The 24,336-nt window shown below is 64.8% G+C and carries 23 protein-coding genes; 18 read left to right on the forward strand and 5 right to left on the reverse strand.

The window, feature by feature from the left end; genetic code table 11:
• Positions 1–10 precede the first annotated feature (10 nt).
• From BLR77_RS05155 to BLR77_RS05210, 12 genes are all read left to right on the forward strand, one after another.
• Complete coding sequence (locus tag BLR77_RS05155) at positions 11–1,450, forward strand: alginate export family protein (protein WP_074675776.1); 1,440 nt, start codon at positions 11–13, stop codon at positions 1,448–1,450.
• An 11-nt stretch (positions 1,451–1,461) separates the two neighbouring features.
• A complete protein-coding gene (algG, locus tag BLR77_RS05160; RefSeq protein WP_074675777.1) occupies positions 1,462–2,997 on the forward strand; it encodes a mannuronan 5-epimerase AlgG in 1,536 nt (511 codons plus the stop codon).
• 11 nt (positions 2,998–3,008) lie between these two features.
• A complete protein-coding gene (locus tag BLR77_RS05165) occupies positions 3,009–4,439 on the forward strand; it encodes an alginate O-acetyltransferase (RefSeq protein WP_074675778.1) in 1,431 nt (476 codons plus the stop codon).
• A gap of 10 nt (positions 4,440–4,449) precedes the next feature.
• Positions 4,450–5,523: a mannuronate-specific alginate lyase gene (locus BLR77_RS05170; protein ID WP_074675779.1), complete on the forward strand. Its 1,074-nt coding sequence runs from the start codon at positions 4,450–4,452 to the stop codon at positions 5,521–5,523.
• A gap of 133 nt (positions 5,524–5,656) precedes the next feature.
• A complete protein-coding gene (locus BLR77_RS05175) occupies positions 5,657–7,108 on the forward strand; it encodes an MBOAT family O-acyltransferase (protein ID WP_074675780.1) in 1,452 nt (483 codons plus the stop codon).
• A gap of 13 nt (positions 7,109–7,121) precedes the next feature.
• Positions 7,122–8,255, forward strand: a complete 1,134-nt coding sequence (locus tag BLR77_RS05180) for an alginate O-acetyltransferase (protein WP_074675781.1) — start codon at positions 7,122–7,124, stop codon at positions 8,253–8,255.
• A gap of 25 nt (positions 8,256–8,280) precedes the next feature.
• Entirely contained in the window at positions 8,281–8,928 is a 648-nt protein-coding gene (locus BLR77_RS05185; RefSeq protein ID WP_074675782.1) for an alginate O-acetyltransferase AlgF, read from the forward strand.
• Positions 8,929–9,026: 98 nt separating this feature from the next.
• On the forward strand, positions 9,027–10,463 hold the full coding sequence (locus tag BLR77_RS05190; RefSeq protein ID WP_074675783.1) for a mannose-1-phosphate guanylyltransferase/mannose-6-phosphate isomerase: 1,437 nt from the start codon (positions 9,027–9,029) through the stop codon (positions 10,461–10,463).
• A gap of 190 nt (positions 10,464–10,653) precedes the next feature.
• Positions 10,654–11,118, forward strand: a complete 465-nt coding sequence (locus BLR77_RS05195; protein ID WP_074675784.1) for a multidrug transporter — start codon at positions 10,654–10,656, stop codon at positions 11,116–11,118.
• A 217-nt stretch (positions 11,119–11,335) separates the two neighbouring features.
• On the forward strand, positions 11,336–12,166 hold the full coding sequence (locus BLR77_RS05200; RefSeq protein ID WP_074675785.1) for an SDR family oxidoreductase: 831 nt from the start codon (positions 11,336–11,338) through the stop codon (positions 12,164–12,166).
• Positions 12,163–12,531, forward strand: a complete 369-nt coding sequence (locus tag BLR77_RS05205; protein WP_074675786.1) for a hypothetical protein — start codon at positions 12,163–12,165, stop codon at positions 12,529–12,531. Before BLR77_RS05200 ends, BLR77_RS05205 begins: the two co-directional genes overlap by 4 nt.
• Before the next feature lie 24 nt (positions 12,532–12,555).
• Positions 12,556–13,716 carry an AAA family ATPase gene (locus tag BLR77_RS05210; protein ID WP_074675787.1) on the forward strand — a complete coding sequence of 387 codons (1,161 nt, stop codon included), beginning with the start codon at positions 12,556–12,558 and terminating at the stop codon, positions 13,714–13,716.
• Positions 13,717–13,909: 193 nt separating this feature from the next.
• On the opposite strand, the gene trxB is transcribed toward BLR77_RS05210, so the two are convergent.
• Positions 13,910–14,857, reverse strand: a complete 948-nt coding sequence (gene trxB, locus BLR77_RS05215) for a thioredoxin-disulfide reductase (RefSeq protein ID WP_074675788.1) — start codon at positions 14,855–14,857, stop codon at positions 13,910–13,912.
• Between the two features lie 418 nt (positions 14,858–15,275).
• Here trxB and cysZ point away from each other — a divergent pair, with 418 nt between their 5' ends.
• From cysZ to BLR77_RS05225, 3 genes are all read left to right on the forward strand, one after another.
• On the forward strand, positions 15,276–16,016 hold the full coding sequence (cysZ, locus tag BLR77_RS05220) for a sulfate transporter CysZ (RefSeq protein ID WP_074675789.1): 741 nt from the start codon (positions 15,276–15,278) through the stop codon (positions 16,014–16,016).
• Between the two features lie 62 nt (positions 16,017–16,078).
• Positions 16,079–16,201, forward strand: coding sequence for a hypothetical protein (locus BLR77_RS25795; RefSeq protein WP_274379650.1), 123 nt, complete (start codon positions 16,079–16,081; stop codon positions 16,199–16,201).
• 34 nt (positions 16,202–16,235) lie between these two features.
• Positions 16,236–17,459 (forward strand): glycosyltransferase family 4 protein, encoded by a 1,224-nt coding sequence (locus BLR77_RS05225; protein ID WP_074675790.1) that lies wholly within the window; start codon positions 16,236–16,238, stop codon positions 17,457–17,459.
• A gap of 126 nt (positions 17,460–17,585) precedes the next feature.
• Here BLR77_RS05225 and BLR77_RS05230 read toward each other — a convergent pair whose 3' ends face one another.
• From BLR77_RS05230 to rluD, 4 genes are all read right to left on the reverse strand, one after another.
• On the reverse strand, positions 17,586–18,695 hold the full coding sequence (locus BLR77_RS05230) for an NADH:flavin oxidoreductase (protein WP_074675791.1): 1,110 nt from the start codon (positions 18,693–18,695) through the stop codon (positions 17,586–17,588).
• Positions 18,696–18,722: 27 nt separating this feature from the next.
• Complete coding sequence (locus BLR77_RS05235) at positions 18,723–19,313, reverse strand: TetR/AcrR family transcriptional regulator (protein WP_074675792.1); 591 nt, start codon at positions 19,311–19,313, stop codon at positions 18,723–18,725.
• A gap of 171 nt (positions 19,314–19,484) precedes the next feature.
• Positions 19,485–20,216, reverse strand: coding sequence for a peptidoglycan editing factor PgeF (gene pgeF, locus BLR77_RS05240; protein WP_074675793.1), 732 nt, complete (start codon positions 20,214–20,216; stop codon positions 19,485–19,487).
• Positions 20,213–21,187, reverse strand: a complete 975-nt coding sequence (gene rluD, locus BLR77_RS05245) for a 23S rRNA pseudouridine(1911/1915/1917) synthase RluD (protein WP_074676778.1) — start codon at positions 21,185–21,187, stop codon at positions 20,213–20,215. Before rluD ends, pgeF begins: the two co-directional genes overlap by 4 nt.
• Before the next feature lie 138 nt (positions 21,188–21,325).
• Between rluD and BLR77_RS05250 the strand changes: the two genes are divergently transcribed.
• From BLR77_RS05250 to BLR77_RS05260, 3 genes are all read left to right on the forward strand, one after another.
• Entirely contained in the window at positions 21,326–22,318 is a 993-nt protein-coding gene (locus BLR77_RS05250) for an outer membrane protein assembly factor BamD (protein WP_074675794.1), read from the forward strand.
• Between the two features lie 191 nt (positions 22,319–22,509).
• On the forward strand, positions 22,510–22,752 hold the full coding sequence (locus BLR77_RS05255) for a PP0621 family protein (protein WP_074675795.1): 243 nt from the start codon (positions 22,510–22,512) through the stop codon (positions 22,750–22,752).
• Positions 22,742–24,334: a sensor histidine kinase gene (locus tag BLR77_RS05260; RefSeq protein ID WP_074675796.1), complete on the forward strand. Its 1,593-nt coding sequence runs from the start codon at positions 22,742–22,744 to the stop codon at positions 24,332–24,334. The genes BLR77_RS05255 and BLR77_RS05260 overlap by 11 nt, the downstream gene beginning before the upstream one ends.
• Positions 24,335–24,336 lie beyond the last annotated feature (2 nt).

The following is a 24,336-nucleotide window of genomic DNA, read 5'->3' on the forward strand; positions in this document are numbered from 1 at the left end:
GGATGCACGCATGCAGCTAAATCGTATCGTTAGTCAGCTGGGGCTCAGTGCCAGTCTGCTGGCAGCGAGCACCGCCTGGGCGGCGGATGCGCCGAAGAATTTCGGCCTGGATGTGAAGATCACCGCGCAATCGGAAGACGACCGCGACCTCGGCACCCGCGCGGGTGGCGACGTCAGCGGTATCGGTCTCGACCTGCGCCCCTGGGCCTACGGCGAACGCGGCAACTGGAGCGCCTTCGCCATGGGCCAGGCGGTTACCGCCACCGACACCATCGAAACCGACCCGCTGCAGGACGACGGCGAAGACAGCACGCAGCGCAGCGACGCGCGTCAGCCGGACAAGAGCTACCTGGCCATGCGCGAATTCTGGGTCGACTACGCCGGCCTCACCGCCTACCCCGGTGAACACCTGCGCGTCGGCCGTCAGCGCCTGCGCAGTAACGAAGGCAGCTGGTGGGACACCAATATCGAGGCGGTCAACTGGCGCTTCGATACCACTCTGCTGCAAGCCAATGTCGGCATTGCCGAGCGCTTCTCCGACTACCGCACCGACCTCGACGACCTAGCGCCCGAAGACGAAGACCGTCGCCACTTCTTCGCCGGCCTCGACTACCAGTGGACACCCGGCCACCGCATCGGCGCCAAGCTGCACCACAGCCGCGACGACGGCCGCCTGGCCAACCCCGGCGAACGCGTCGATGAGCTGAGCAAGCGTTATACCGGTGACCTGACCTGGTTCGGCCTGCACGTCGACGGCGGCTTCTTCGAGCGCAACTCGCGCAACCGCCTCAATTACTGGGCACAGATGACCTGGCTCAAGGGCGACACCGACCAGTTGCAGCAGCAAGTGGTTGGCAGCGACCGCATCGCCACCGGCTCGCGCAGCCAGGACGTCGACGCCTGGGCCATGGACCTGGGCCTGCGCTACAGCCTCGACGACAACTGGAAGATCGGCGCTGCCTATGCCCGTGGCAGCGGCGGTGGTGATGAAGGCAAGTCGCGTCAGTTCATGCAGACCGGCCTGCACAGCAACCGCGCCAACTTCACCGGCGTCGAATCGCGCCTGCACCGCTATGGCGAAGCCTTCCGTGGCGAGCTCTCCAACCTGCAGGTGGCCAGTGCGTTCAGCTCCTGGCAACTGGGCCAGGACTACGACGCCAGCGTCGTCTACCACCGCTTCTGGCGCGTCGATGGCGATCAGGACGTCGGCGACAGCGGCATCACCGCGCCGCTGGTGGCCGGCGAGAAAGACATCGGCCAGGAAGTCGACCTGGTGCTGACCCGCTATTTCAAGCAGGGCCTGCTGCCGGCCAGCGTCGCCGAACAGCTGGATGACCGCTCGGCCCTGGTGCGCCTGCGCGCGGGCGTGTTCCTGCCGGGCGACGCCTATGGCAGCGGCACCGACTCGGTGATGCACCGCGCCTTCGTCGACTTCATCTGGCGCTTCTGAGGGATCGGATCATGCAACCCAACGGCTTAGCCCTACCCCTGCTGCTCGGCGCGCTGTGTCTCACCGCGCCCCTGGCCCAGGCCAACCCCGAGCAGCACCAGTTCGATTACCGCGTGCGCAGTGCACCGGCCGACGAGCTGCATATGGAAGCACCCACGCTACCGGACCTGTCCGGCTACACCAAGGAGGCCGTGCTGGCCAAGATTCCGCGTGAAAAAAGCGGCCAGGTGGTGGTGCGGCGCATGCTGCGCCAGGACGCGCTGAAGGACTTCACCGGCGGCAACGAGCGCCTGCGCGAGTGGATCAAGCGCCAGCAGGGCATGCCCCAGGCGATCTTCATCGAAGGCGGCCTGGTCACCGCCCAGGACCTGGCCAAGGCATTGCCTGACAGCCAGTTCGCCGAGCAGGAGCCGGGCGTGTACATCGCCCGCCTGCCCATCGTCGTCGCCGAGGGCGCGGCGCTGCACGTGGGCAAGGAAACCCGCGAGCTGCGCCTGTCGCAGGAGCGCGGCGCGTTCCTGGTCAACGATGGCCTGATGTTCCTCACCGACACCCGCGTCACCGCCTGGCGCGAGGCCGACAACGGCCCGGCGAGCATGCGTGACAACGGCAAGGAGTTCCGCCCGTTCCTGGTGTCCTGGGGCGGCAGCGAGCTGTATATCGCCAATAGCGTGATCACCAGCCTGGGCTACGACAACTCCAAGTCCTACGGCGTGTCGATCACCCAGTACACGCCGAACATGCACGAGCGCCTGCAACGCGAGGAGCCGACCGGCTGGCTGATCGACTCGGAGTTCGTCGACCACTGGTATGGCTTCTACTGCTACGAAGCGCAGAACGTGGTGATCAAGGGCAACACCTACCGCGACAACATCGTCTACGGCATCGACCCGCACGACCGCTCGCATGGGTTGATCATTGCCGAGAACACCGTGTTCGGCACCAAGAAGAAGCACGGCATCATCATCTCGCGCGAGGTCAACGACAGCTGGATCATCAACAACGAGAGCTACGACAACAAGCTCTCCGGTGTGGTGATCGACCGTAACAGCGAGCGCAACGTGATCGCCTACAACCGCGTGCACGGCAACCATTCCGACGGCATCACCCTGTACGAGAGCGGCGACAACCTGCTGTGGGGCAACCATGTGCTGGGCAATCAGCGCCACGGCATCCGCATCCGCAACAGCGAGAACATCCGCCTCTACGACAACCTCTCGGCAATGAACCAGCTGACCGGTGTGTACGGCCACATCAAGGACCTGTCCGACACCGACCGCGACCTGCAGCTGGACCCGTTCGACACCAAGATCTCGATGATCGTCGTCGGCGGCACCCTGGCCGGTAACGGCTCCAGCCCGATCAGTATCGACTCGCCGCTGTCGGTCGAGCTGTACCGCGTGAAGATGCTCGCGCCGCGCAAGAGCAGCGGCATCCAGCTCGCCGGCATCCTCGGCGACAAGCAGGACGAGATCCTCGACCTCATGGTGCGCCAGCGCCTGCCCGTGCTGATCGATCCGATCCAGCCCGAGCCGATGACCAACTGACGAGGCCTCCCATGACTGCATACAAACTCAAGACCCTGGCCCTGGCAGTGACCTGCGCCGCCTTCGGCAGCAGCCTGCAGGCCGAAGAGCGCCAGGCGCCGCAATATCAGGTGGAAGACTGCTGCTCGCTGTGCCCGGCTGCCCACGAGGCCAGCCGCTACACCACCAACTACATGAAGAACTTCGTCACCCTGCTCGACGCCGACGAGGGCTGGCTGTTCCGCAGCGTCGAAGACCTGCGCACCGAATTCGGCACCAGCGAGGTCGGCTACCAGCGCCTCAAGGAGCTGCGCGACGGCCTCAAGCAGCGTGGCGTGGAGCTGGTGGTGGTCTATCAACCCACCCGCGGCCTGGTCAATCGCAGCAAACTGCGCCCGGACGACTATCAGCGCTTCGACTACGACAAGGCGCTGCGCAACTACCGCCAGGCGCTGACCCGCTTCGAACAGCTCGGCATTTGGGTGCCGGACCTGACCCCGCTGACCGACGAGAACAGCGACAAGGAATTCTACTTCCGCCGTGACCAGCACTGGACACCCTACGGCGCCGAGCGCACCGCGCGCCTGGTGGCCGAGACGGTCAAGCGCATCCCCGGTTTCGAAGATATTCCACGCAAGGAATTCGTCACCGAGCGCGTCGGCCTGATGGGCAAGACCGGCACCATGCAGAACGTCGCCAGCCAGCTGTGCGGCACCGGCTATGCGGTGCAGTACGTCGACCAGTTCATCACCGAACCGAAGGACGCCAGCGATGGCGACGCGCTGTTCGGCGACGACAGCAGCCCGAAGATCACCCTGATCGGCACCAGCCACAGCGGCAAGAACTACAACTTCGGCGGTTTTCTCGAAGAGTACCTGGGCACCGACGTGCTCAACGCGGCCTTCCCCGGCGGCGGCCTGGAAGGCGCGATGCTCGAGTACCTGGCCAGCGAGTCGTTCCAGAACGACCCACCGCAGATTCTCATCTGGGAATTCTCGCCGCTCTACGACCTGGCTTCGGACCGCATTCACCGCCAGCTGATGGCCACCCTGAACAACGGCTGCAGTGGCCAGACCGAACTGCTCAGCAGCGAGAAACGACTGCGCCCAGGCAGCAACGAAATTCTCGTCAACGGCGAGAACAAGCTGCTGACCCTGGCCGGCAATCGCCACCAGCTCGACCTGCGTTTCAGCGATCCATCGGTCAAGCGCGTCGACGCCACCATCTGGTACCTCAACGGCCGCCGCGAACAGCTCAAGCTGGAGAAACCGCACACCGTCGATACCGACGGGCGTTTCGCCGTGGAACTGCGCGACGAGCCGGGCTGGGGTGAGCAGAACTTCTTCGCCCTGGAAATCGAAAAGCCCGAGGACAGCGCCGACGACCTGAAAGTCCAGGCCAGCCTGTGCCAGCGCCCGAGCGGGCCCAGCCAGCAGGTCGCGCAGCACCGCGCGAACGACTGAGGAGGTCACCATGCTCACACGACTCGCCCCCTTCACCCTTGCAGCTTGGCTGCTCAGTGCCCCGGCCTTCGCCGAACTGCAACCGCCAGCGGGCTACTACGCCGCCGTTGGCCAGCGCGACGGCAAGGCGCCGGCCTGCCCCGCGGTGCCGCAGCCCTACACCGGGGAGCTGCAGTTCACCAGCAAGTACGCCGGCTCCGACAGCGCGCGCGCCACGCTCAACCGCAAGGCGGAGAAGAACTTCCGCGAGCAGACTTCACACATCGTCCGCCTGGAAAAGGAAGCCGGACGGATGATCACCGGCTACATGCGCACCGGTCAGCCAGAGCGCCTGGAATGCGCCATCGAATGGCTCGACCAGTGGGCCAGCGCCGATGCGCTGGAGTCCGAGCAGTTCAACCACACCGGCAAGTCGATGCGCAAATGGGCGCTCGGCAGCCTGGCCGGCGCCTGGCTGCGCCTGAAGTTCTCCGAGTCGCAGCCGCTGGCCGCCTACCCGCAGCAGAGCGCACGCATCGAGGCCTGGTTCACCCGCCTGGCCGAACACACGGTGCGCGAGTGGAGCGACCTGCCGCTGCGCAAGATCAACAACCACAGCTACTGGGCCGCCTGGTCGGTGATGGCGGTGGCGGTGATCGATGACCGCCGCGACCTGTTCGACTGGTCCGTGGGCCAGTTCCGCATCGCCGCCAATCAGGTCGATGACGAGGGCTACCTGGCCAATGAGATGCGCCGTAGCCAACGCGCCCTGGCCTATCACAACTATGCCCTGCCGCCACTGGCGATGATCGCGGCCTTTGCCGAGGCCAATGAAGTCGACCTGCGCGGTGAAAACCATGGCGCCCTGCAGCGTCTGGCCGAACGTGTGCTGCAAGGTGCGCGCGACCCGGCGGCGTTCGCCCAGCGCACCGGCTCCAAGCAGGACATGAGCGAGCTGCGTAAGAACTTCAAGTACGCCTGGCTGGCGCCCTATTGCAGCCTCTATGCCTGCAGCGAACAGACCCGCGAACTGAACCAGGAGAAGGGGCCGTTCAACAGCTTCCGCCTCGGCGGCGAGGTGACCCAGGTGTTTGGAAAGCCGTAGGAGCCGGCTTGCCGGCGATGCTTTTAAAAGCTGATCGCTGGCAAGCCAGCGCCTACAGGACGTAGCAAAAACAAACCCTCCGCTCGCGGGGGGAAAGGGGGGCGCTGCCCCGGCTGTTCACGGAGAAGCACGGATGGTCTTTTCATCCAACGTCTTTTTGTTCCTGTTTCTGCCGATTTTTCTCGGCCTGTACTACCTGTGCCCGAATCGCGGGCGCAACCTGCTGATCCTGATCGGCAGCTACGCCTTCTATGCCTGGTGGCGGGTGGACTTCCTCCTGCTGTTCGCCGCAGTCACGCTGTGGAACTACGGCATCGGCCTGCGTATTCACGCCCACGCTGGCACCCAGACGGCACGCCGCTGGGTGGTCACCGGGGTGGTCGGTAACCTGGCCACGCTGGGCTACTTCAAGTACGCCAACTTCGGCGTGGCCAATATCAACGCCGTGCTCGAATCCATGGGGATGGAGCCCTTCGTCCTCACCTCGGTGATCCTGCCGATCGGTATTTCCTTCTATATCTTCCAGTCGATCAGCTACCTCATCGACGTGTACCGGCGTGACACCGAGCCGACGCGCAACCTGATCAACTTCGCCGCCTTCATCGCCCTGTTCCCGCAACTGATCGCCGGCCCGGTGCTGCGCTACAAGGACCTGGCCGACCAGTTCACCGACCGCAGCCACAGCCTCGACAAGTTCTCCGAGGGCGCCACGCGCTTCATGCAGGGTTTCGTCAAGAAGGTGTTCATCGCCGACAGCCTGGCGCCGCTGGTGGACCATTGCTTCGCCCTGGAAAACCCCAGCACCGGCGACGCCTGGCTGGGCATGATCGCCTACACCGCGCAGCTGTACTTCGACTTCTCCGGCTACAGCGACATGGCCATCGGCCTGGGCCTGATGATGGGCTTTCGCTTCATGGAGAACTTCAACCAGCCCTATATCAGCCAGTCGATCACCGAGTTCTGGCGGCGCTGGCACATCAGTCTGTCCACCTGGCTGCGCGACTACCTCTACGTGCCGCTGGGGGGCAACCGCCACGGCACCTTCAACACCTACCGCAACCTGTTCCTGACCATGCTGCTGGGCGGCTTCTGGCACGGCGCCAACTGGACCTTCCTGATCTGGGGCGCCTGGCACGGCACCTGGCTGGCCATCGAACGGGCGCTCGGCGTGAAAGCCGCACCGCTTGTGTTCAACCCGCTGAAATGGGCCTTCACCCTGCTGCTGGTGATGCTTGGCTGGGTGATCTTCCGCGCCGAAAACCTTGAAGTGGCCGGGCGCATGTACGCCGCGCTGCTGCCCTTCGGCGACTGGCAGTTGAGCGAGCTGACCCAGGCGCGCATCACCGGCCTGCAGATGGTCACGCTGGTGCTGGCCTGGGTGGTGATTGCCGTCAACGGCGCCCGCCAGTTCCTCGCCAGCCGCAAACATGAGCCGGGCCTGACCCTGGCCAGCGCCGGCGTCGCCCTGCAGGCCGTCGACCTGCGCCTGGTGGCCATGCGCGGCGCCCTGTTGCTGTTGTTCTGCGTCTCGCTGCTCAAGCTCTCGGCGCAGAGCTACTCCCCCTTCCTCTACTTCCAGTTCTGAGCGGAGGCCAAGCATGAATCGCCCCATCAAGACCCTGTATGTCGTGCTGTTCGCCCTGCTGCTGTTGCCGGTCAGCCTGCTCGCCCTGAGCCAGCTCAGCGACTACCGCATGCCGGCGCAGCCGAGCGTGCTCGACGGCGGCCTGGCCAAGAGCGTCGAGCGTCACTACGACGAGAACTTCCCGCTCAAGCAGGCCGGTATCAACCTCTGGGCCGCCGTGGAATACCTGGCATTCGGTGAGGGCCGCAGCGGCCTGGTGATTGGCAAAGACGGCTGGCTGTACTCGGACGAAGAGTTCGATCCGGTGGTCGACGGTCAGCGCCAGCTACGCGATAACCTGGCGCTGATCCGTGGCGTGCAGCGCCAGCTGCAGGAGCGCGATATCCAGCTGCTGTTGGCCATCGTTCCGGCCAAGACCCGCCTCTACCCGGAGCACACTGGCAACCATCGCCCCAGCGCCCTGCAGCGCAGCCTGTACCCGCGTTTTCACCGCGCGGTGCGCAACGCCGGGATTGCCGCGCCGGACCTGCTCGAACCGCTGCAGGCAGCCAAGCGCGAGGCGCCGATGTTCCTGCGCACCGATACCCACTGGACCCCGGAGGGGGCCGACGTCACTGCCCGCGCCCTGAGCGAAGTGGTGCACAGCGCCATGCAACTACGTGGCGAGCCGCAGCAGTTCGTCACCGAGACCGTGGAAACCCGTGCGCACCAGGGCGACCTGACCCGTTTCCTGCCGCTGGCGCCGCTGTTCGAAAGCCTGATGCCACAAGCCGACCGCCTGCAGCAGCGCGAAACCCACGCCGCCGAAGGTGACACTGACGACCTGTTCGGCGACAGCGACCTGCCGGTGACGCTGGTCGGCACCAGCTACAGCGCCAATCCCTCATGGAACTTCGCCGGCGCCCTGCGCGAGCACCTGCAGCGCGATCTGGCCAACCACGCCGAGGAAGGCGGCGGTCCGCTGGTGCCGATGCTCAAGTACCTGCAAAGCGACGAGCTCGAGAACAACCCACCACAGCTGGTGATCTGGGAATTCCCGGAGCGCTATCTGCCGATGACCAGCGATTTCACCGACTTCGACCCGCAATGGCTCGCCGCGCTCAAAGACGCCGGCGAGCACCAGGGGCTGGCTGCTGCCAGTCACTGATTCATCTCCCAAGGAGGACTATCCGATGAACACTCAAACCACCCTACGCCGTTTCACTCTGGGCGCCTGCGCCCTGGCCCTGGGCCTCGGCATGCTCCAGGCACAGGCCGATGACGGCGCCCTCTACGGACCCAAGGCGCCCAAGGGCTCGGCCTTCGTCCGCGCCTACAACGCCAGCAGCGCCGAGCTCGATGTCAGCGTCGGCCAGACCCAGCTCAAGCAGATCTCGCCGCTGGGCTCGAGTGACTTCAAGTTCCTCCCGGCCGGCAGCTATCAGGCCCAGGTCGGCAACGCACAGATGGCGGTGGATCTGGAGGCCGCGCGCTACTACACCCTGGTCAGCCAGACCGGCGCCGAGCCGCGCCTGGTCGAGGAGCCGCCCTTCACCAGCCGGCAGAAAGCCCTGCTGCGCGTGCAGAACCTGACTGACAGCACCCTCAGCCTGAAGACCGCCGACGGCAAGACCGATGTGGTCGCCGACGTCAAACCCGACGGCCGTGGCGACCGCGAGATCAACCCGGTCAAGGTCGGCCTGGCGCTGTTCGACGGCGAGCGCAAGGTCGCCGATCTGAAACCGGTGACGCTGGAACGCGGCGAAGTGGTCAGCCTGTTCGTCACCGGCGCCCAGGGCAAGTTGTCGCCGGTGTGGGTCAAGCGCCCCATCGACGGTTGATACAGAGAGTTTCTAGAACAAGGAAAACGGCGGGTACACGCCGCACCGACACGACACGGGCATCCATTTCGAAATGAACGTTAAGGAGAGACACCATCATGACCCCCATCATCCTTTCCGGTGGCAGCGGCTCGCGACTCTGGCCTCTTTCGCGCAAGCTCTACCCCAAGCAGTTCCTCGCTCTGACCGGTGAGCAGACCCTTTTCCAGCAGACCCTGCAGCGCCTCTCCATCGAGGGCATGCAACCGCCAGTGCTGGTGGCCAACCAGGAACACCGCTTCATCGTGATGGAGCAGCTGGAGCAGATCGACCAGCAGGCGCAGTTGCTGCTGCTCGAGCCCTTTGGCCGCAATACCGCCCCGGCGGTGGCCATGGCGGCCCTGCAACTGCTCGCCGAAGGCCGAGACGAGCTGATGCTGGTGCTACCAGCCGATCACGTGATTGACGATCAGCAAGCCTTCCGCCAGGCCCTGGCGCTGGCCACAGTGGCCGCCGAAAAAGGCGAGATGGTGCTGTTCGGCGTGCCGGCAGACCGTCCGGAAACCGGCTACGGCTACATCCGCGGCCAGGCCGACGGCGCCCTGCCCGATGGCGTGGCCCGCGTCGCCAGCTTCGTCGAGAAGCCCGACGCCCAGCGCGCTACCGAGTATGTGAAGAGCGGCGACTATTACTGGAACAGCGGCATGTTCCTGTTCCGCGCCAGCCGCTTCCTGGAAGAGCTCAAGCACCACGACGTCGACATCTACGACACCTGCCTGCTGGCCCTGGAGCGCAGCCAGCGCGAGGACACGCAGATCGCCATCGACCCGGCCACCTTCGCCTGCTGCCCGGACAACTCCATCGACTACGCGGTGATGGAGAAGACCAATCGCGCCTGCGTGGTGCCGCTTGCCGCCGGCTGGAACGACGTCGGCAGCTGGTCGTCGATCTGGGAGGTGCACGACAAGGACGACGCCGGCAACGTGACCAAGGGCGACGTGGTGATCGAGGACAGCCGCAACTGCCTGATCCACGGCAATGGCAAGCTGGTAGCGGTGCTGGGCCTGGACGATATCGTCGTGGTGGAAACCAAGGACGCCATGATGGTGGCGCACAAGGACCGCGTGCAGGACGTCAAGAAACTGGTGAGCAAGCTCGACGAGCAGGGCCGCTGCGAGACCCAGAACCACTGCGAGGTGTACCGCCCCTGGGGCTCGTACGACTCGGTGGACATGGGCGGCCGCTTCCAGGTCAAGCACATCACCGTCAAGCCGGGTGCGCAGCTGTCGCTGCAGATGCACCACCACCGCGCCGAGCACTGGATCGTGGTGTCCGGCACGGCCAAGGTGACCTGCGACGACCGTGAGTTCCTGCTCACCGAGAACCAGTCCACCTACATCCCGATGACCTCGGTGCACCGCCTCTCCAACCCGGGCAAGATCCCGCTGGAGATCATCGAAGTGCAGTCCGGCACCTACCTGGGCGAGGACGATATCGAGCGTCTGGAAGACGTCTACGGTCGTAGCGATGCGGTAGCGGTCGGCGCCTTGCACTGAGCTGTTCGTAGTACGGATGCAATCCGGGTCGATCTCGACCCCGGATTGCATCCGGGCTACGCCCCTGATCACCGAGACGTCGGACCGCGGCAAGCCGGTCCCTACGCACATCCGCGGTAACGCCTGCACGGTTACCCGCACAACAGCACCTTGTGTAGGATGAGAGCAGACTTCCAAAAGGAATGCCCTCATGCTGTTCGGTATCGTACTCGTCATTACCTGGCTGATCCTGCTGATCCGCTACCCAACCAAGGCTCTGCCGGTTTCCATGGCCGCGCTGGTTGGTCTTGGCCTGGTGGCCACCTGGGTGCTCTGGCAGGAAACGCGCGACGAGCGCTACATCGCCCATCTCGAACTGCGCCTGAACTACGACCCGCAGCAATGCCCCGGCGACCGCCCGCTGGCCATCAACCTGAAAAACGGCAGCGACGCCGCCCTGCTCGAGCTGCGTTGGGAAGTCGCCGCCTACCGTCCCGGCAATGCCACCAACCTGGCCCAGCGCCTCTACGAATCGCCGCGCTACAGCGGCCCGGGTGAGCTGCTGCCGGGCGCCAGCTGGAACGACTGCATGCCCCTGCCCGACCTGCGCAGCGGCTATCGCCCAGCTACCCTGGAGTTTCGCGCCGAACGCCTGCAGGGCAAGTTCATCCGATAACCCGTAGGATCGACATCCATTGCCAGCTTCGTAGCCCGGATGCAATCCGGGGAGGTTGCCTGTGACGGTACCCGGAGTTCATCCGGGCTACAAAACGACGAAAACGCCTGCGCCGGCCGCTCACAGCGAGGCGAACAGTCCGCCATCACCTCAATCGAGCCCCCAGCATCCCCAGCCTGCTAAGCTGCAGCCCCATCTTGCCTCAGGGAACCCCGCCATGCCTCAACCCAGCGTCCTCATCACCGGCTGTTCCAGCGGCATCGGCCGCGCCCTGGCCGATGCTTTCCAGGCTGGCGGCTACGCCGTCTGGGCCACCGCGCGCAAGGAGGGCGATGTGACGGCCCTGCAACAGGCCGGGTTCCATGCCGTACAACTCGACGTCAACGATGGCAAAGCGCTGCAACAGCTGAGCACACGTCTGAGCGAGGACATCGGCGGCCTCGATGTGCTGATCAACAACGCCGGCTACGGCGCCATGGGCCCGCTGCTCGACGGCGGCGTGGAGGCCATGCAGCGACAGTTCGAAACCAATGTATTTTCCATCGTCGGCGTCACCCGCGCGTTCTTCCCGCTGCTGCGCCGTAACCGTGGCCTGGTGGTCAATATCGGCAGCGTTTCCGCACTGCTGGTGACCCCCTTCGCCGGCGCCTACTGCGCCTCCAAGGCAGCGGTGCATGCATTGAGCGATGCGCTGCGCATGGAACTGGCACCCTTCTCCATCGGGGTGATGGAAGTGCAGCCCGGCGCCATCGCCTCCAGCTTCGGCGCCAACGCCAGCCAACAGGCCGAGGCGCTGATCCGTGAGGATTCGCCCTGGTGGCCGCTGCGCGACGGTATCCGCGCTCGCGCCAACGCCTCGCAGGATAATCCGACCCCGGCCAAGGATTTCGCCGCGCAACTGCTGGCCGCCGTGCAACGTGACAAGCCCCCGCGCCTGCTACGCCTGGGCAATGGCAGCCGCGCCCTGCCGCTGCTCGCCACGTTGCTGCCCAAGGCCCTGCTCGAGCGCGTGCTGCGCAAACGCTTCGGCCTGGTGCAAAGCCTGTGAGTCAGAGCCTGCAACTGCGCTATTACGCGGCCGCGGGGATAGTCGCGGCCGTCGTGCTGAACCTGCTGCTGCGCACCTTCGTGCGTCTGGGCGGCGTGTTCACCACATTGCTGATCGCCGCCGCCATCGCCGCCGGTCTCGCATTGGTATTTCACTGGCGAACCGGGCGCGCGCCAAGCAATGCCGAACGCTGGCGCTTGACCCTGCTCTATGGCGGCGTACTCGGGCTGCTCTATCTGGGTTTGCTGGGCATGATGTATCTGCAGGACACGCCCAGCCCCATGGGCCTGTTTCTCTTCAGCCTGCATTACCTGTGCTACCCGGTGCTGGCCTGGCTGGCGTTTTCGCCACGCCATGGCCGCTGATCTTTCTGTCAGGATGACTTCGCCATGCTGCACACCCTCGCCGTCGCCAACTACCGCTCGATCAACAGCCTGATCCTGCCGCTGGGCCGACTCAACCTGATCACCGGCGCCAACGGCAGCGGCAAGTCCAACCTCTACCGAGCCCTGCGCCTGCTGGCGGAAACCGCACAAGGTGGCGTGGTCAACGCCCTTGCGCGCGAAGGTGGACTGGAGTCGAGTTTCTGGGCGGGGCCGGAGAAGATATCCCGGCGCATGCGCAACGGCGAGGTGCCCGTGCAGGGTGGCCCACGGCAGAACGTGATGCGCCTGCGCCTGGGCTTTGCCGGCGAGGATTTCGGCTACGCCATCGCCCTTGGTCTACCCGAGCCAAGCACCTCGGCTTTCGCCCTGGACCCGGAGATCAAGCGCGAGTGCATCTGGGCCGGCGCCAGCTATAGACCCGCCTCACTGCTGGTGGATCGCGCCGGGCCGATGGTGCGCATGCGCGAAGGCCGCAGTTGGCAGGTATTGGCCCAGCATGTGCCGAACTACGACAGCCTGTTCGACCAGATCGGCAACGACCCGAACTGCCCGGAAGTGTTTCAACTGCGCGAAGCCATCCGCCGCTGGCGCTTCTACGATCACTTTCGCAGTGACGCCGAGGCCCCGGCACGCCAGCCGCAACTGGGTACGCGCACGCCGGTGCTGCACCACGATGGCCGCGACCTGGCCGCCGCACTGCAGACCATCCGCGAGATCGGCGACCGCGCCGCGCTGGACGCGGCCATCGACGACGCCTTCCCCGGCAGCCGCCTGCATATCGATTTCCAGGCCGGCGGGCGCTTCGCCGTGGAACTGCGCCAGGAAGGTTTGCTGCGCCCCTTGAACGCCGCCGAACTGTCCGACGGCACGCTGCGCTACCTGCTGCTGGTGGCCGCCCTACTGACGCCACGGCCGCCATCACTGATGGTGCTCAACGAACCGGAAACCAGCTTGCACCCGGACCTGTTGCCGGCACTCGGACGCCTGATCATCGCCGCGTCGAAGCACACCCAGGTGTGGGTCGTCTCCCACGCCAACCGCCTGATCGCCACGCTGAAGGAAAGCCCCGAATGCAACACCCTGGAGCTGGACAAGCAGCTCGGCCAGACCAGCATCCGCGGCCAGGGCATGCTGGACGAACCGCCCTGGCATTGGCCGGATTGAAACCTGTGGATTGATACGGACGCCCGTAGGGTGCGCCGCGCGCACCGGCTTCTAATCGCTATCCGCTACGGTCCAGCAAAGCGCGGTGCGCACAGCGCACCCTACCCGCCCTCAGCCGCGTAGCCCGGATGAAATCCGGGGCCGTTTATCAGCGCTTTCGCGGCTGAAGCCGCTCCTACGGTCGCAACCGGACTCACAGCCCGTCGAGATAACGCTCCACATCCAGCGCCGCCATGCAGCCGGCACCGGCCGAGGTAATCGCCTGGCGATAGACCGAGTCGGCCACATCGCCGGCGGCAAACACGCCGGGAATGCTGGTCGCGGTGGCATTGCCCTCGCGCCCGCCGTTGACCACCAGATAGCCGTCCTTCAGCGCCAGCTGACCTTCGAACAAACTGGTGTTAGGCGTATGGCCGATGGCGACGAACAGACCATCCACCTTCAGCTCGCGGTAAGCGCCGCCGTATTGCTTGAGACGCACGCCAGTGACGCCGCTGGCATCGCCCAGCACCTCGTCGACCTCAGCATTGAGCTGCAGCTCGATCTTGCCCTCGGCCACGCGCTCCTGCAGCTTGTTCTGCAGAATCTTCTCGGCACGAAAGGCATTGCGACGATGAATCAGGGTCACCTTGCTGGCGATATTGGCCAGGTACAGGGCCTCTTCCACGGCGGTGTTGCCGCCACCGACCACCGCCACCTCGCGGCCACGATAGAAGAAACCGTCGCAGGTCGCGCATGCCGAAACGCCTCGCCCCATGAACGCCTCTTCACTGGGCAACCCCAGGTAGCGCGCACTGGCGCCAGTGGCGATGATCAGCGCATCGCAACTGTAGGTGGCGCTGTCACCGACCAGGGTGAAGGGCTTGCCGGCCAGGTCCACGGCATTGATGTGATCGAAGACGATCTCGGTGTCGAAGCGCTCGGCGTGCTCCTGCATACGCTGCATCAGCGCCGGCCCGGTCAGGCCATGGGGATCGCCCGGCCAGTTGTCCACCTCGGTGGTGGTGGTCAGCTGGCCGCCGGCCTGAATACCGGTGATCAACAGCGGCTTCAGGTTGGCGCGCGCGGCATAGACCGCCGCGCTGTAACCGGCAGGGCCGGAACCCAGGATGATGACGCGGGCATGACGAATGGCAGACATCGCTAACTCCTCGCCGGCCAACAGGGCCGGCAGGCCAGATAAAAAGGGACTCTCGAAGCACTAGGGGAAGGCTTGGAACGTTGAGAGCCCCGCAAAAAAGCGCACCTCTAAAAACTACCTGCGTTGTCATCGCTGCGTTAAAAACAGGCTCAAAAATGCTCATTTACAGCTCGTAAACTGCGCTTTTTCGCCTGTGTTTGCCTCGCGCTGACTGCCTCGCCTACGTTTTTAGAGGCGCCCTAAAAGGAAACTGGGCGCAAGGCTATCGGGGCCGCGTGCGAAGCGGAAATACCCATTACCAATTCCGCGAATAGAATCCGCCTATTGCCGCCTGGGTTGAACCTTGCCCCATGGCTGAACTTTCACCGCGCGGGCAAAGTCGGTATGGTCGCGCGCATCAACCACCCTGGAGAACGCCATGCCCGCCGCTCCCGTCCTGTCCGGCCCGCAATACCTGCGAGAGGGCCTGAAACTGGTACTCAGCCCTGGCCTGCGTCTGTTCGTGCTGTTGCCACTGGCGGTCAATCTGATCCTGTTCGTCACCCTGATCAGCTTTGCCGTGCAGCAGTTCAGCGGCTGGGTCGATACCTTCATGCCCACCCTGCCGAGCTGGCTGAGCTTTCTGCAGTACATCCTCTGGCCGCTGTTCGTGGTACTGGTACTGCTGATGGTGTTCTTCACCTTCACCCTGCTGGCCAACATCATCGCCGCGCCCTTCAACGGTTTTCTCGCGGAGAAGGTCGAGGTGGTAGCGCGTGGCGAGGATCACTTCCCGCCGTTCAGCTGGGCCGAACTGGCAGCCATGGTGCCGCGCACCATGGGCCGTGAGATGCGCAAGCTGGCCTACTTCCTGCCGCGCGCCATCGGCCTGCTGATCCTCAGCTTCATACCGGTGGTGAACCTGGTCGCCGCGCCGCTGTGGCTGCTGTTCGGCGTCTGGATGATGGCCGTGCAGTACATCGATTACCCCGCGGACAACAACAAGATGAGCTGGCAGGACATGCTCGCCTGGCTGCGCGAGAAACGCTGGCAGAGCCTGAGTTTCGGCGGCATCACCTACGCCGCCCTGCTGGTGCCGGGGCTGAATATCCTGATGATGCCCGCCGCCGTGGCCGGAGCGACCTTGTTCTGGGTGCGCGAGCGAGGTGAACGAAGCTAACGTCGCGTCAGGACTCGTTTCTGCCCGGTGCGCTAGCGGAGCCAGACAAAAGCCTTCGCCAGATGAATGCACTGCAGCCCTTCTATGTGCCGAGGGTGCAGATCAGCCCTATCTGGCAGCGCCAGCAGCACCATGACCCGGCGCACATCTGGTTGCGTGAGCGACTGCACGGCCTGCTCACCTGACACATAAACGCAATCGAAACGTCATGTTCACTACATGACCCGGGCAGAGACTGCGTACATGAACGCACCTTCTCTGCATATCGCGCTGATCAGCGAAACCTTTCCGCCGGAAATCAACGGCGTCGCCAACACCCTCGGCCGCCTGGTCGACGGCCTGCGTGGCCGTGGCCATCGCGTGCAACTGATACGGCCGCGCCAGGAGGTCGATCAGGAGCAGGATGCCGGCAATGATCTGCTGCTCACTCGCGGCTGGCCGCTGCCCGGCTATCCCGGTCTGCAATGGGGTCAATCCTCGCTGCACAAGCTGCTGCGGCGCTGGAAGAGACAACGCCCGGACGTGCTCTACATCGCCACCGAAGGCCCGCTGGGCCTGTCCGCCCTGCGCGCGGCCAGACGGCTGGCAATCCCGGTGGTCAGCGGTTTTCACACCAATTTCCAGCAGTACACCGGCCACTACGGCATCGGCCTGCTGACGCGGGCGATGACCAATTACCTGCGCTGGTTCCACAACCGCACGCAGCTGACGCTGGTGCCGAGCATCGGCCAGAAGGTCGATCTTGAACGCCGTGATTTCGAGCGCCTTGCCCTGCTGGCACGCGGGGTCGACAGCCAGCTGTTCCATCCGCGCAAACGCAGCGACGAGCTGCGCGAAAGCTGGGGACTGGGGTCGGATGACCTGGCGGTGCTGCATGTCGGTCGCCTGGCCGCAGAGAAGAACCTCGGCCTGCTGGTCAAGGCCTTCCGCACCCTGCAGACAGCTCACCCGCAGCGCCGCATGCGCCTGATCCTGGTAGGCGACGGGCCATTGCGCGCCAGCCTCCAGGCGCAACTACCGGAGGCGCTGTTCTGCGGCCTGCAGCGCGGCGAAGCACTGGCCACGCACTATGCCTCGGGCGATCTGTTCCTGTTTCCCAGCCTCTCGGAAACCTTCGGCAACGTGGTGCTGGAGGCCCTGGCATCGAGCCTCGGCGTGGTGGCGTTCGACCAGGCGGCGGCAGCCCAGCACATCCATCACGGCCACAACGGCATGCTCGCTCGCCCTGGCGACGAGGCCGGTTTCTGCGAAGCCGCCTGTGAGTTGCTGGACGATGCGGAAGTCTTCCGCCGCATCCGCCTCAATGCACGCCGGCATGCCAGCCATTTGAGCTGGGATGGCATCGTGGTGCTGTTCGAACAACACCTGCGTAGCGCCATGCAGCCGGCGCCCCTCTGCGTCAGCACGGAGCTTCGCAGTAGGGCGGGTGAAACCCGCCACTGAGACAATCTGGCGGGTTGCACCCGCCCTACGTGATCACATCCGCTCAAAACATGCAGGCGTAAAAAAGCCCCGATGTGCCGGGGCTGAAAACGGGGCGCCGGATCGCGACGCCCGCTAGAAACAGACTCAGATCAAGGTAGTCAGCGCATCGCGGCTGAACGGCAGAATGTCCTGCTCGCGGCCTTCACGCACCTTCAGCGCCCAATCCGGGTCGACCAGCAACGCGCGGCCCACGGCCACCAGGTCGAACTCCTCCTTGTTCAGGCGCTCGAGCAGGTTCTCGAGGCTGGCCGGTTCGGCCACCTTGTCAGTCTTGACCATGAACTGCAGGAACTCGCCATCCAGGCCGACGCTGCCGACGGTGATGGTCGGCTTGCCGGTGAGCTTGCGCGTCCAGCCAGCCAGGTTGAGATCGCTGCCCTCGAACTCCGGCTCCCAGAAACGGCGGGTCGAGCAATGGAAGATGTCCACACCAGCCTCGGACAGCGGCTTGAGGAAGGCCTCCAGCTGCTGCGGGGTCTGCACCAGGCGCGCGCTGTAGTCCTGCTGCTTCCACTGCGAGAAACGCAGAATGATCGGGAAGTCCGGGCCGACCGCCGCGCGCACCGCCTGGATCAGCTCGATGGCGAAACGCGAACGCGCCGCCAGGTCACCGCCGTACTGGTCGGTGCGCTGGTTGCTGCCTTCCCAGAAGAACTGGTCGATCAGGTAGCCATGGGCGCCATGAATCTCCACACCGTCCATGCCGATGGCCTTGGCGTCGCGGGCGGCCTGAGCGAAAGCGGCGATCACCTCATCGATATCGGCCTGGGTCATGCCATGCACGACCACCTCGCCGTCCTTGAGCTTTTCCATCGGCCCATAACCCGGAACGCTGGCATCCGGTTCGGTGCCGAGGCGACGCACGTTACCCACGTGCCACAGCTGCGGGACGATCTTGCCGCCTTCGGCATGCACGGCGTCGACCACCTGCTTCCAGCCGGCCAGGGCGTCTTCGCCATAGAAACGCGGCACGTTCGGGTAGCCGTTGGCGGCCTTGTGCCCGACGGTGGTGCCCTCGGTGACGATCAGGCCCACACCCGCTGCCGCGCGACGACGGTAGTACTCGATGACCTTGGCGTTGGGCACGCCACCGGGCGAGAAGGAGCGGGTCATCGGCGCCATGACCACACGGGTCGGCAGTTCCAGGTTACCGAGACGGAACGGGGCGAACAGGGCTTGAACGGGTGCGCTCATCATCTTTCCTCTGAGGTTGAACGGTAATCAGGCCTGCAGCAAACGCTCCAGGCGGGTGACGAAAGCTTCCAGCGGCTGCAGATTGCGGCCCACCTTGAGGCGGGCGAGCACGCCTTGCCAGGCATCGCTGATAAAGGTGGCGAGATTGCCGCAGTCCTCATCGGCCGGCAGCTCACCGGCGGCCTGCGCCTGCTCCAGGCAGTCGCGCAGAATCTCCACCGAAGCCTGCTGGATAGCTGCGACTTCGGCACCGATGGCCGGGAGCATCTCGCTCATCTCGAAACTCAGGCTACCGATGAAGCAGTGATACTGCGGGGTCTCCTGGCGGGCGAAGTGCGCGAGCAGGTCGCGGTAATAAGCGAGGATGCGCGCACGCGGGCTCAGCGCTGGGTCATTGAGTGCCTGGGCATAGCGCGCCAGGCGCGGCCGATAGATGAAGGCCAACGCCTGCAGGGCGAAGTCTTCCTTGCTGGCGAAGTAGTGATAGAAGCTGCCCTTGGGAATTCCGGCCGCCTGGACGATCTCCAGCACGCCGGTGCCGTGATAGCCACGGCGCGTCATCACCGCCGAGCCTTTGCTCAGGATCAGGTCACGCTTGTCGAGTCGAATGCTGTTCATGGCGCGAGCATATGACCGGTCGTCTCGCTCGGCACAGCACTATTGATAGTGGTGATTAAGAGCTAGAACACACAAGACGGATGCCCACGTCAGAACAGGTAGGAGCGAGCTCTGCTCGCGAATCCTGCAACTCAAAGGCTTCGCGAGCAGAGCTCGCTCCAACAAGCCGACTCAGGGCTGCAGCCAGATCAGCGAAGCGAAGCGCCCGGTGCGAGCGCTGCGGCGATAGGAGTAGAAACGCGGGTCGTTGTAGGTGCAGAGCCCACCACCGCTGACCGCGGTGACACCGATGGCAGCCAGGCGAATGCGCGCCAGTTGGTAGATATCGGCCATGAACTTGCCGGCATTGACGCTGGGCACGAATGCACTGGCAGCCTCGGCATGCTGCTGCACGAAAGCCTCGCGCACCTCGGCGCCCACCTCGAAAGCGGCCGGGCCGATAGCCGGGCCGAGCCACACCAGCAGCTCCTGCGGTGCAACGTCCAGCGCCCGTACGGTCGCTTCCAGCACGCCACCGGCCAACCCGCGCCAACCGGCATGGGCCGCCGCCACGCGGGAACCGGCGCGGTCACAGAACAATGCTGGCAGGCAATCGGCAGTCATCGCCGTACAGGCGATACCGGGGGTGCTGGTCCAGTTGCCGTCGGCTTCGATGACCTGAGCCGGGTCGGCCTCGGCCACGACGATGCCATGCACCTGACGCAACCAGGCCGGCTGGCAACCCAGGGTATCGACCAGACGCTGACGGTTGCTCGCCACCGCCGCCGGGTCGTCCTCGACATGCTCGCCCAGGTTGAACGTATCGAACGGCGCAGCGCTGACACCGCCGCTACGCGTGGTCACGCAAGCGCGCACGTTGGCCGGGGCCGGCCAGTCGGGCGTCAGCCAGTCGTGGGCACTCACCCGACGAAGGCCTCGCGATCCTGACGCAGCAGGGTCAGCAGCCAGACCAGATCGTCCGGTAACGGCGACTCCCATTTCATGCGCTTGCCAGTAGCCGGATGGTCGAGCTCCAGGAAGCGCGCATGCAGGGCCTGACGCGGAAACTCCTTGAGGCTCTGCACCAGGGTCGGGCTCGCCGCCGGCGGAATGCGGAAGCGCCCGGCGTAGACCGGATCGCCCACCAGTGGATAGCCGACGTGGGTCATGTGCACACGGATCTGGTGGGTACGTCCGGTTTCCAGCTTGACCCGCACATGGGTGTGCGAGCGGTAGCGTTCGAGCACGCGGTAGTGACTGATCGCCGGCTTGCCGCCATCGGTCACCGCCATGCGCTGACGCTGGCTGGAGCTACGGCCAATCGGCGCATCGATGGTGCCGCCGGCGGTGATCATGCCGATGCAGATGCATTCATAGATGCGGCTGACGCTGCGTTTCTGCAGTTGCTCGACCAGATTGGTCTGCGCCTGCAGGGTCTTGGCCACCACCATCAGGCCGGTGGTGTCCTTGTCCAGACGATGGACGATGCCGGCGCGCGGTACGTTGATGATGTCCGGCACGTGGTGCAGCAACGCGTTGAGCAGGGTGCCATCGGCATGCCCGGCGGCCGGGTGGACGACCAGACCAGCCGGCTTGTCGATCACCAGCAGGTGTTCGTCTTCGTAGACGATGTTCAGTTCGATGTCCTGGGCGATCCATTCACCCTGCGCTTCCTGCTCGGCATCGAGCACCAGGGTCGAGCCGGCATGCACGGTGTCGCGCGGGCGCGCCACGGCGCCATCGACGGTCAGGCGACCTTCCTTGATCCAGGTGGAAAGGCGCGAACGGGAGAACTCGCCAAACAGCTGCGCAGCCACCTGGTCGAGACGTTGACCGCCCTGTTCAAAGGGGACAATGGCCTGGAGTTGGATCAGCTGTTTGTTTATAGAAGTCATCTTCGGCAACGGCGGGAGCCTGGCCTTTGGTTTCGGCGACAGGCTTGTGGTTAAATACGGCGTCTTTGCCCCAGGGTTTTCCGGGGGCGCTCATCATAACAGGACGGCCGCGCGGCCGTCACAGGGACGCAAGCCGCCATGCAAGTGAAACACCTGCTGCTGATCGCCATCCTCGCCCTTACCGCCGCCTGTTCCTCCAAACAGGCGGAGGTCGATGAAAACCTCAGCGAGGTGGAGCTGTACCAGCAGGCCCAGGCCGACCTGGACAACCGCAGCTACACCCAGGCCATCGCCAAACTCAAGGCGCTGGAGTCGCGCTATCCGTTCGGGCGCTACGCCGAGCAGGCTCAGCTGGAACTGATCTTCGCCTACTACAAGAATGCCGAGCCGGAGGCTGCGAAGTCTTCGGCTGAGCGCTTCATCCGCCTGCACCCGCAGCATGCCAACGTCGACTACGCCTACTACCTCAAGGGTCTGGCCTCGTTCGACCAGGACCGTGGCCTGCTGGCGCGCTTTCTGCCGCTGGACATGACCAAGCGTGACCCGGGCGCCGCGCGCGACTCCTACAACGAGTTCGCCCAGCTCACCAGCCGTTACCCGACCAGCCGCTACGCCCCGGACGCCAAACAGCGCATGATCTACCTGCGCAACCTGCTGGCCGCCTACGAAGTGCACGTCGCCCACTACTACCTGACCCGTCAGGCCTATGTCGCCGCCGCCAACCGTGGCCGCTACGTGGTGGAGAACTTCCAGGAAACGCCATCGGTCGGTGACGGCCTGGCAATCATGACCGAGGCTTATCAGCGTCTGTCCATGGACGACCTGGCTGCCACCAGCCTGGAGACCCTCAAGCTCAACTATCCGGACCACCCCAGCTTGGAGAACGGCCAGTTCGTCCCGCTTGAAGAAGAAGCCGACAACCGCTCCTGGCTGGCCAAGGCCACGCTCGGTCTGATCGAAACCGAGACGCCGCTGCCGCCGGGCGAAACCCGCGCCAGCCAGGACGTGATCCGCCAGTACGAAGACGCCGCGCAGCAGATTCCGCGCGAACTGCAGCAGGATGCCAAGACCGGCGAAACCGAGAAGAAGCGCTCGATCTGGAGCTACCTGACCTTCGGTCTGTTCGACTGATCGACACGGCAGCGCAGAAGGGAGGCCACGGCCTCCCTTTTTTGTGCCCACGGATTTCATCCAGACCATGGCCCCGCCTCCGACTTGCGGCCCGCCCCTCGGAATCAGCTCACAGCCTGCCACCGCCCCCCCTGTGCCGATGGTCTCAGCTTGGCTAAACTGCCGGCTTTAACCGGATAAAAGAGCACACCATGGGCCTGTTCCGCCTGCTGTTCTGGGTTGCCGTGATCTTCGCCGCAATCTGGATCTGGCGCCGCTTCATCAGCAAAGCCAAGCGCCCTCGCTCGAGCGAGGATAAGAGCACCGCAGCCCCCATGGTGCGTTGTGCCCACTGCGGCGTGCACATTCCCAAGACCCAGGCGTTGAGCCAGGATCAGCAGTGGTACTGCAGCCAGGCCCACCTCGAACAAGGCCCGCACACCGGTGACCGCTGATATCAGCGCGCAGGACAACACTCAGGGTCGACGCATCCTCAGGCTCTATCACTTTTATCGCCTGAGCATCGGCCTAGCGCTGATCCTGATGATCTCCAGCAACCTCGACGAGCAGTTGCTGGACGTCGTGCATATCGAACTGTTTCGCACTGGCAGCTGGGTTTACCTGATCCTCAACATCTTCATCGCCGTACTGGTGCAGAAACCCAAGCACCTGATGCAGCTGTTCAGCCTGGCGCTGGTCGACGTGATCTTTCTCTCCGCGCTGTTCTACGCAGCCGGCGGCACGCCCAGCGGCATCGGCAACCTGCTGGTAGTCGCGGTGGCCATCGCCAATATCCTGCTGCGCGGGCGAATCGGCTTGCTGATCGCTGCCGTCGCCGCCATGGCGCTGATCTACCTGACCTTCTACCTCAGCCTCAGCCGCCCGGCCGCCGCCGCCCAGTACGTGCAGGCCGGCGCCCTCGGCGCACTGTGTTTCGCTGGTGCATTGTTCATTCAGGGCATCACCCGCCGCCTGCAGGTCAGCGAGAGCCTGGCCGAACAGCGCGCCGCCGACGTCGCCAACCTCGAAGAGCTCAACGCGCAGATCCTACAGCGCATGCGCACCGGCATCCTGGTGCTCGATACCCAGCACCGTGTGCTGCTGGCCAACCAGGGCGCGACCCAGCTACTGGGGCGCGGCGAGCTGACTGGCAAGATCATCGACCCACACTGCCCAGAGCTGCTCAAGCGCCTGCAACAGTGGCTGCACAACCCCACCCTGCGCCCGGACAGCCTGCAGGCACAGGTCGACGGTCCAATGCTGCAACCCAGTTTCATTTCCCTGCAGCGCGGCGACCAACAGCACACGCTGGTGTTTCTCGACGACATCTCGCAGATCGCCCAGCAGGCGCAGCAGCTCAAACTGGCCTCACTCGGCCGCCTGACCGCCGGTATCGCCCACGAAATTCGCAACCCGCTCGGTGCCATCAGCCATGCCGCGCAGCTGCTGCAGGAGTCGGAGGATCTGCAAGGCCCGGATCAGCGCCTGGCGCAGATCATTCAGGATCACTCCAAGCGCATGAACCTGGTGATCGAGAACGTCCTGCAACTGTCACGCAGGCGCCAGGCCGAACCGCAACTGCTTGACCTGAAGTACTGGCTGCACCGTTTCGCCAGCGAGTTTCGCAGCTCGGCACCGAGCGACCGGCAGATCCATCTGGAGACCCAGGGCGGCAGCCTGCAGACGCGCATGGACCCACACCAGCTGACCCAGGTGCTGACCAATCTGGTGCAGAACGGCTTGCGCTACAGCGCGCAGAAACATCGGCTCGGCCAGGTCTGGCTGCGCCTTTTCCGCGACGAGAGCAGTGACCTGCCGGTGCTGGAGATCCTCGACGACGGCCCCGGCGTGCCGCCCGAGCAGGAGCAGCACATCTTCGAGCCCTTCTACACTACCGAAAACAAGGGCACCGGCCTCGGTCTGTATATTTCTCGCGAGCTTTGCCAGAGCAACCAGGCTCGCCTCGACTATAAACCTCGTGAAGGTGGCGGCAGTTGCTTTCGCATCACCTTCGCCCATCCGCGCAAACTGAGCTGAGC

Source organism: Ectopseudomonas alcaliphila (assembly GCF_900101755.1).
In the GTDB taxonomy this organism is placed as follows: Bacteria; Pseudomonadota; Gammaproteobacteria; order Pseudomonadales; family Pseudomonadaceae; genus Aquipseudomonas; species Aquipseudomonas alcaliphila.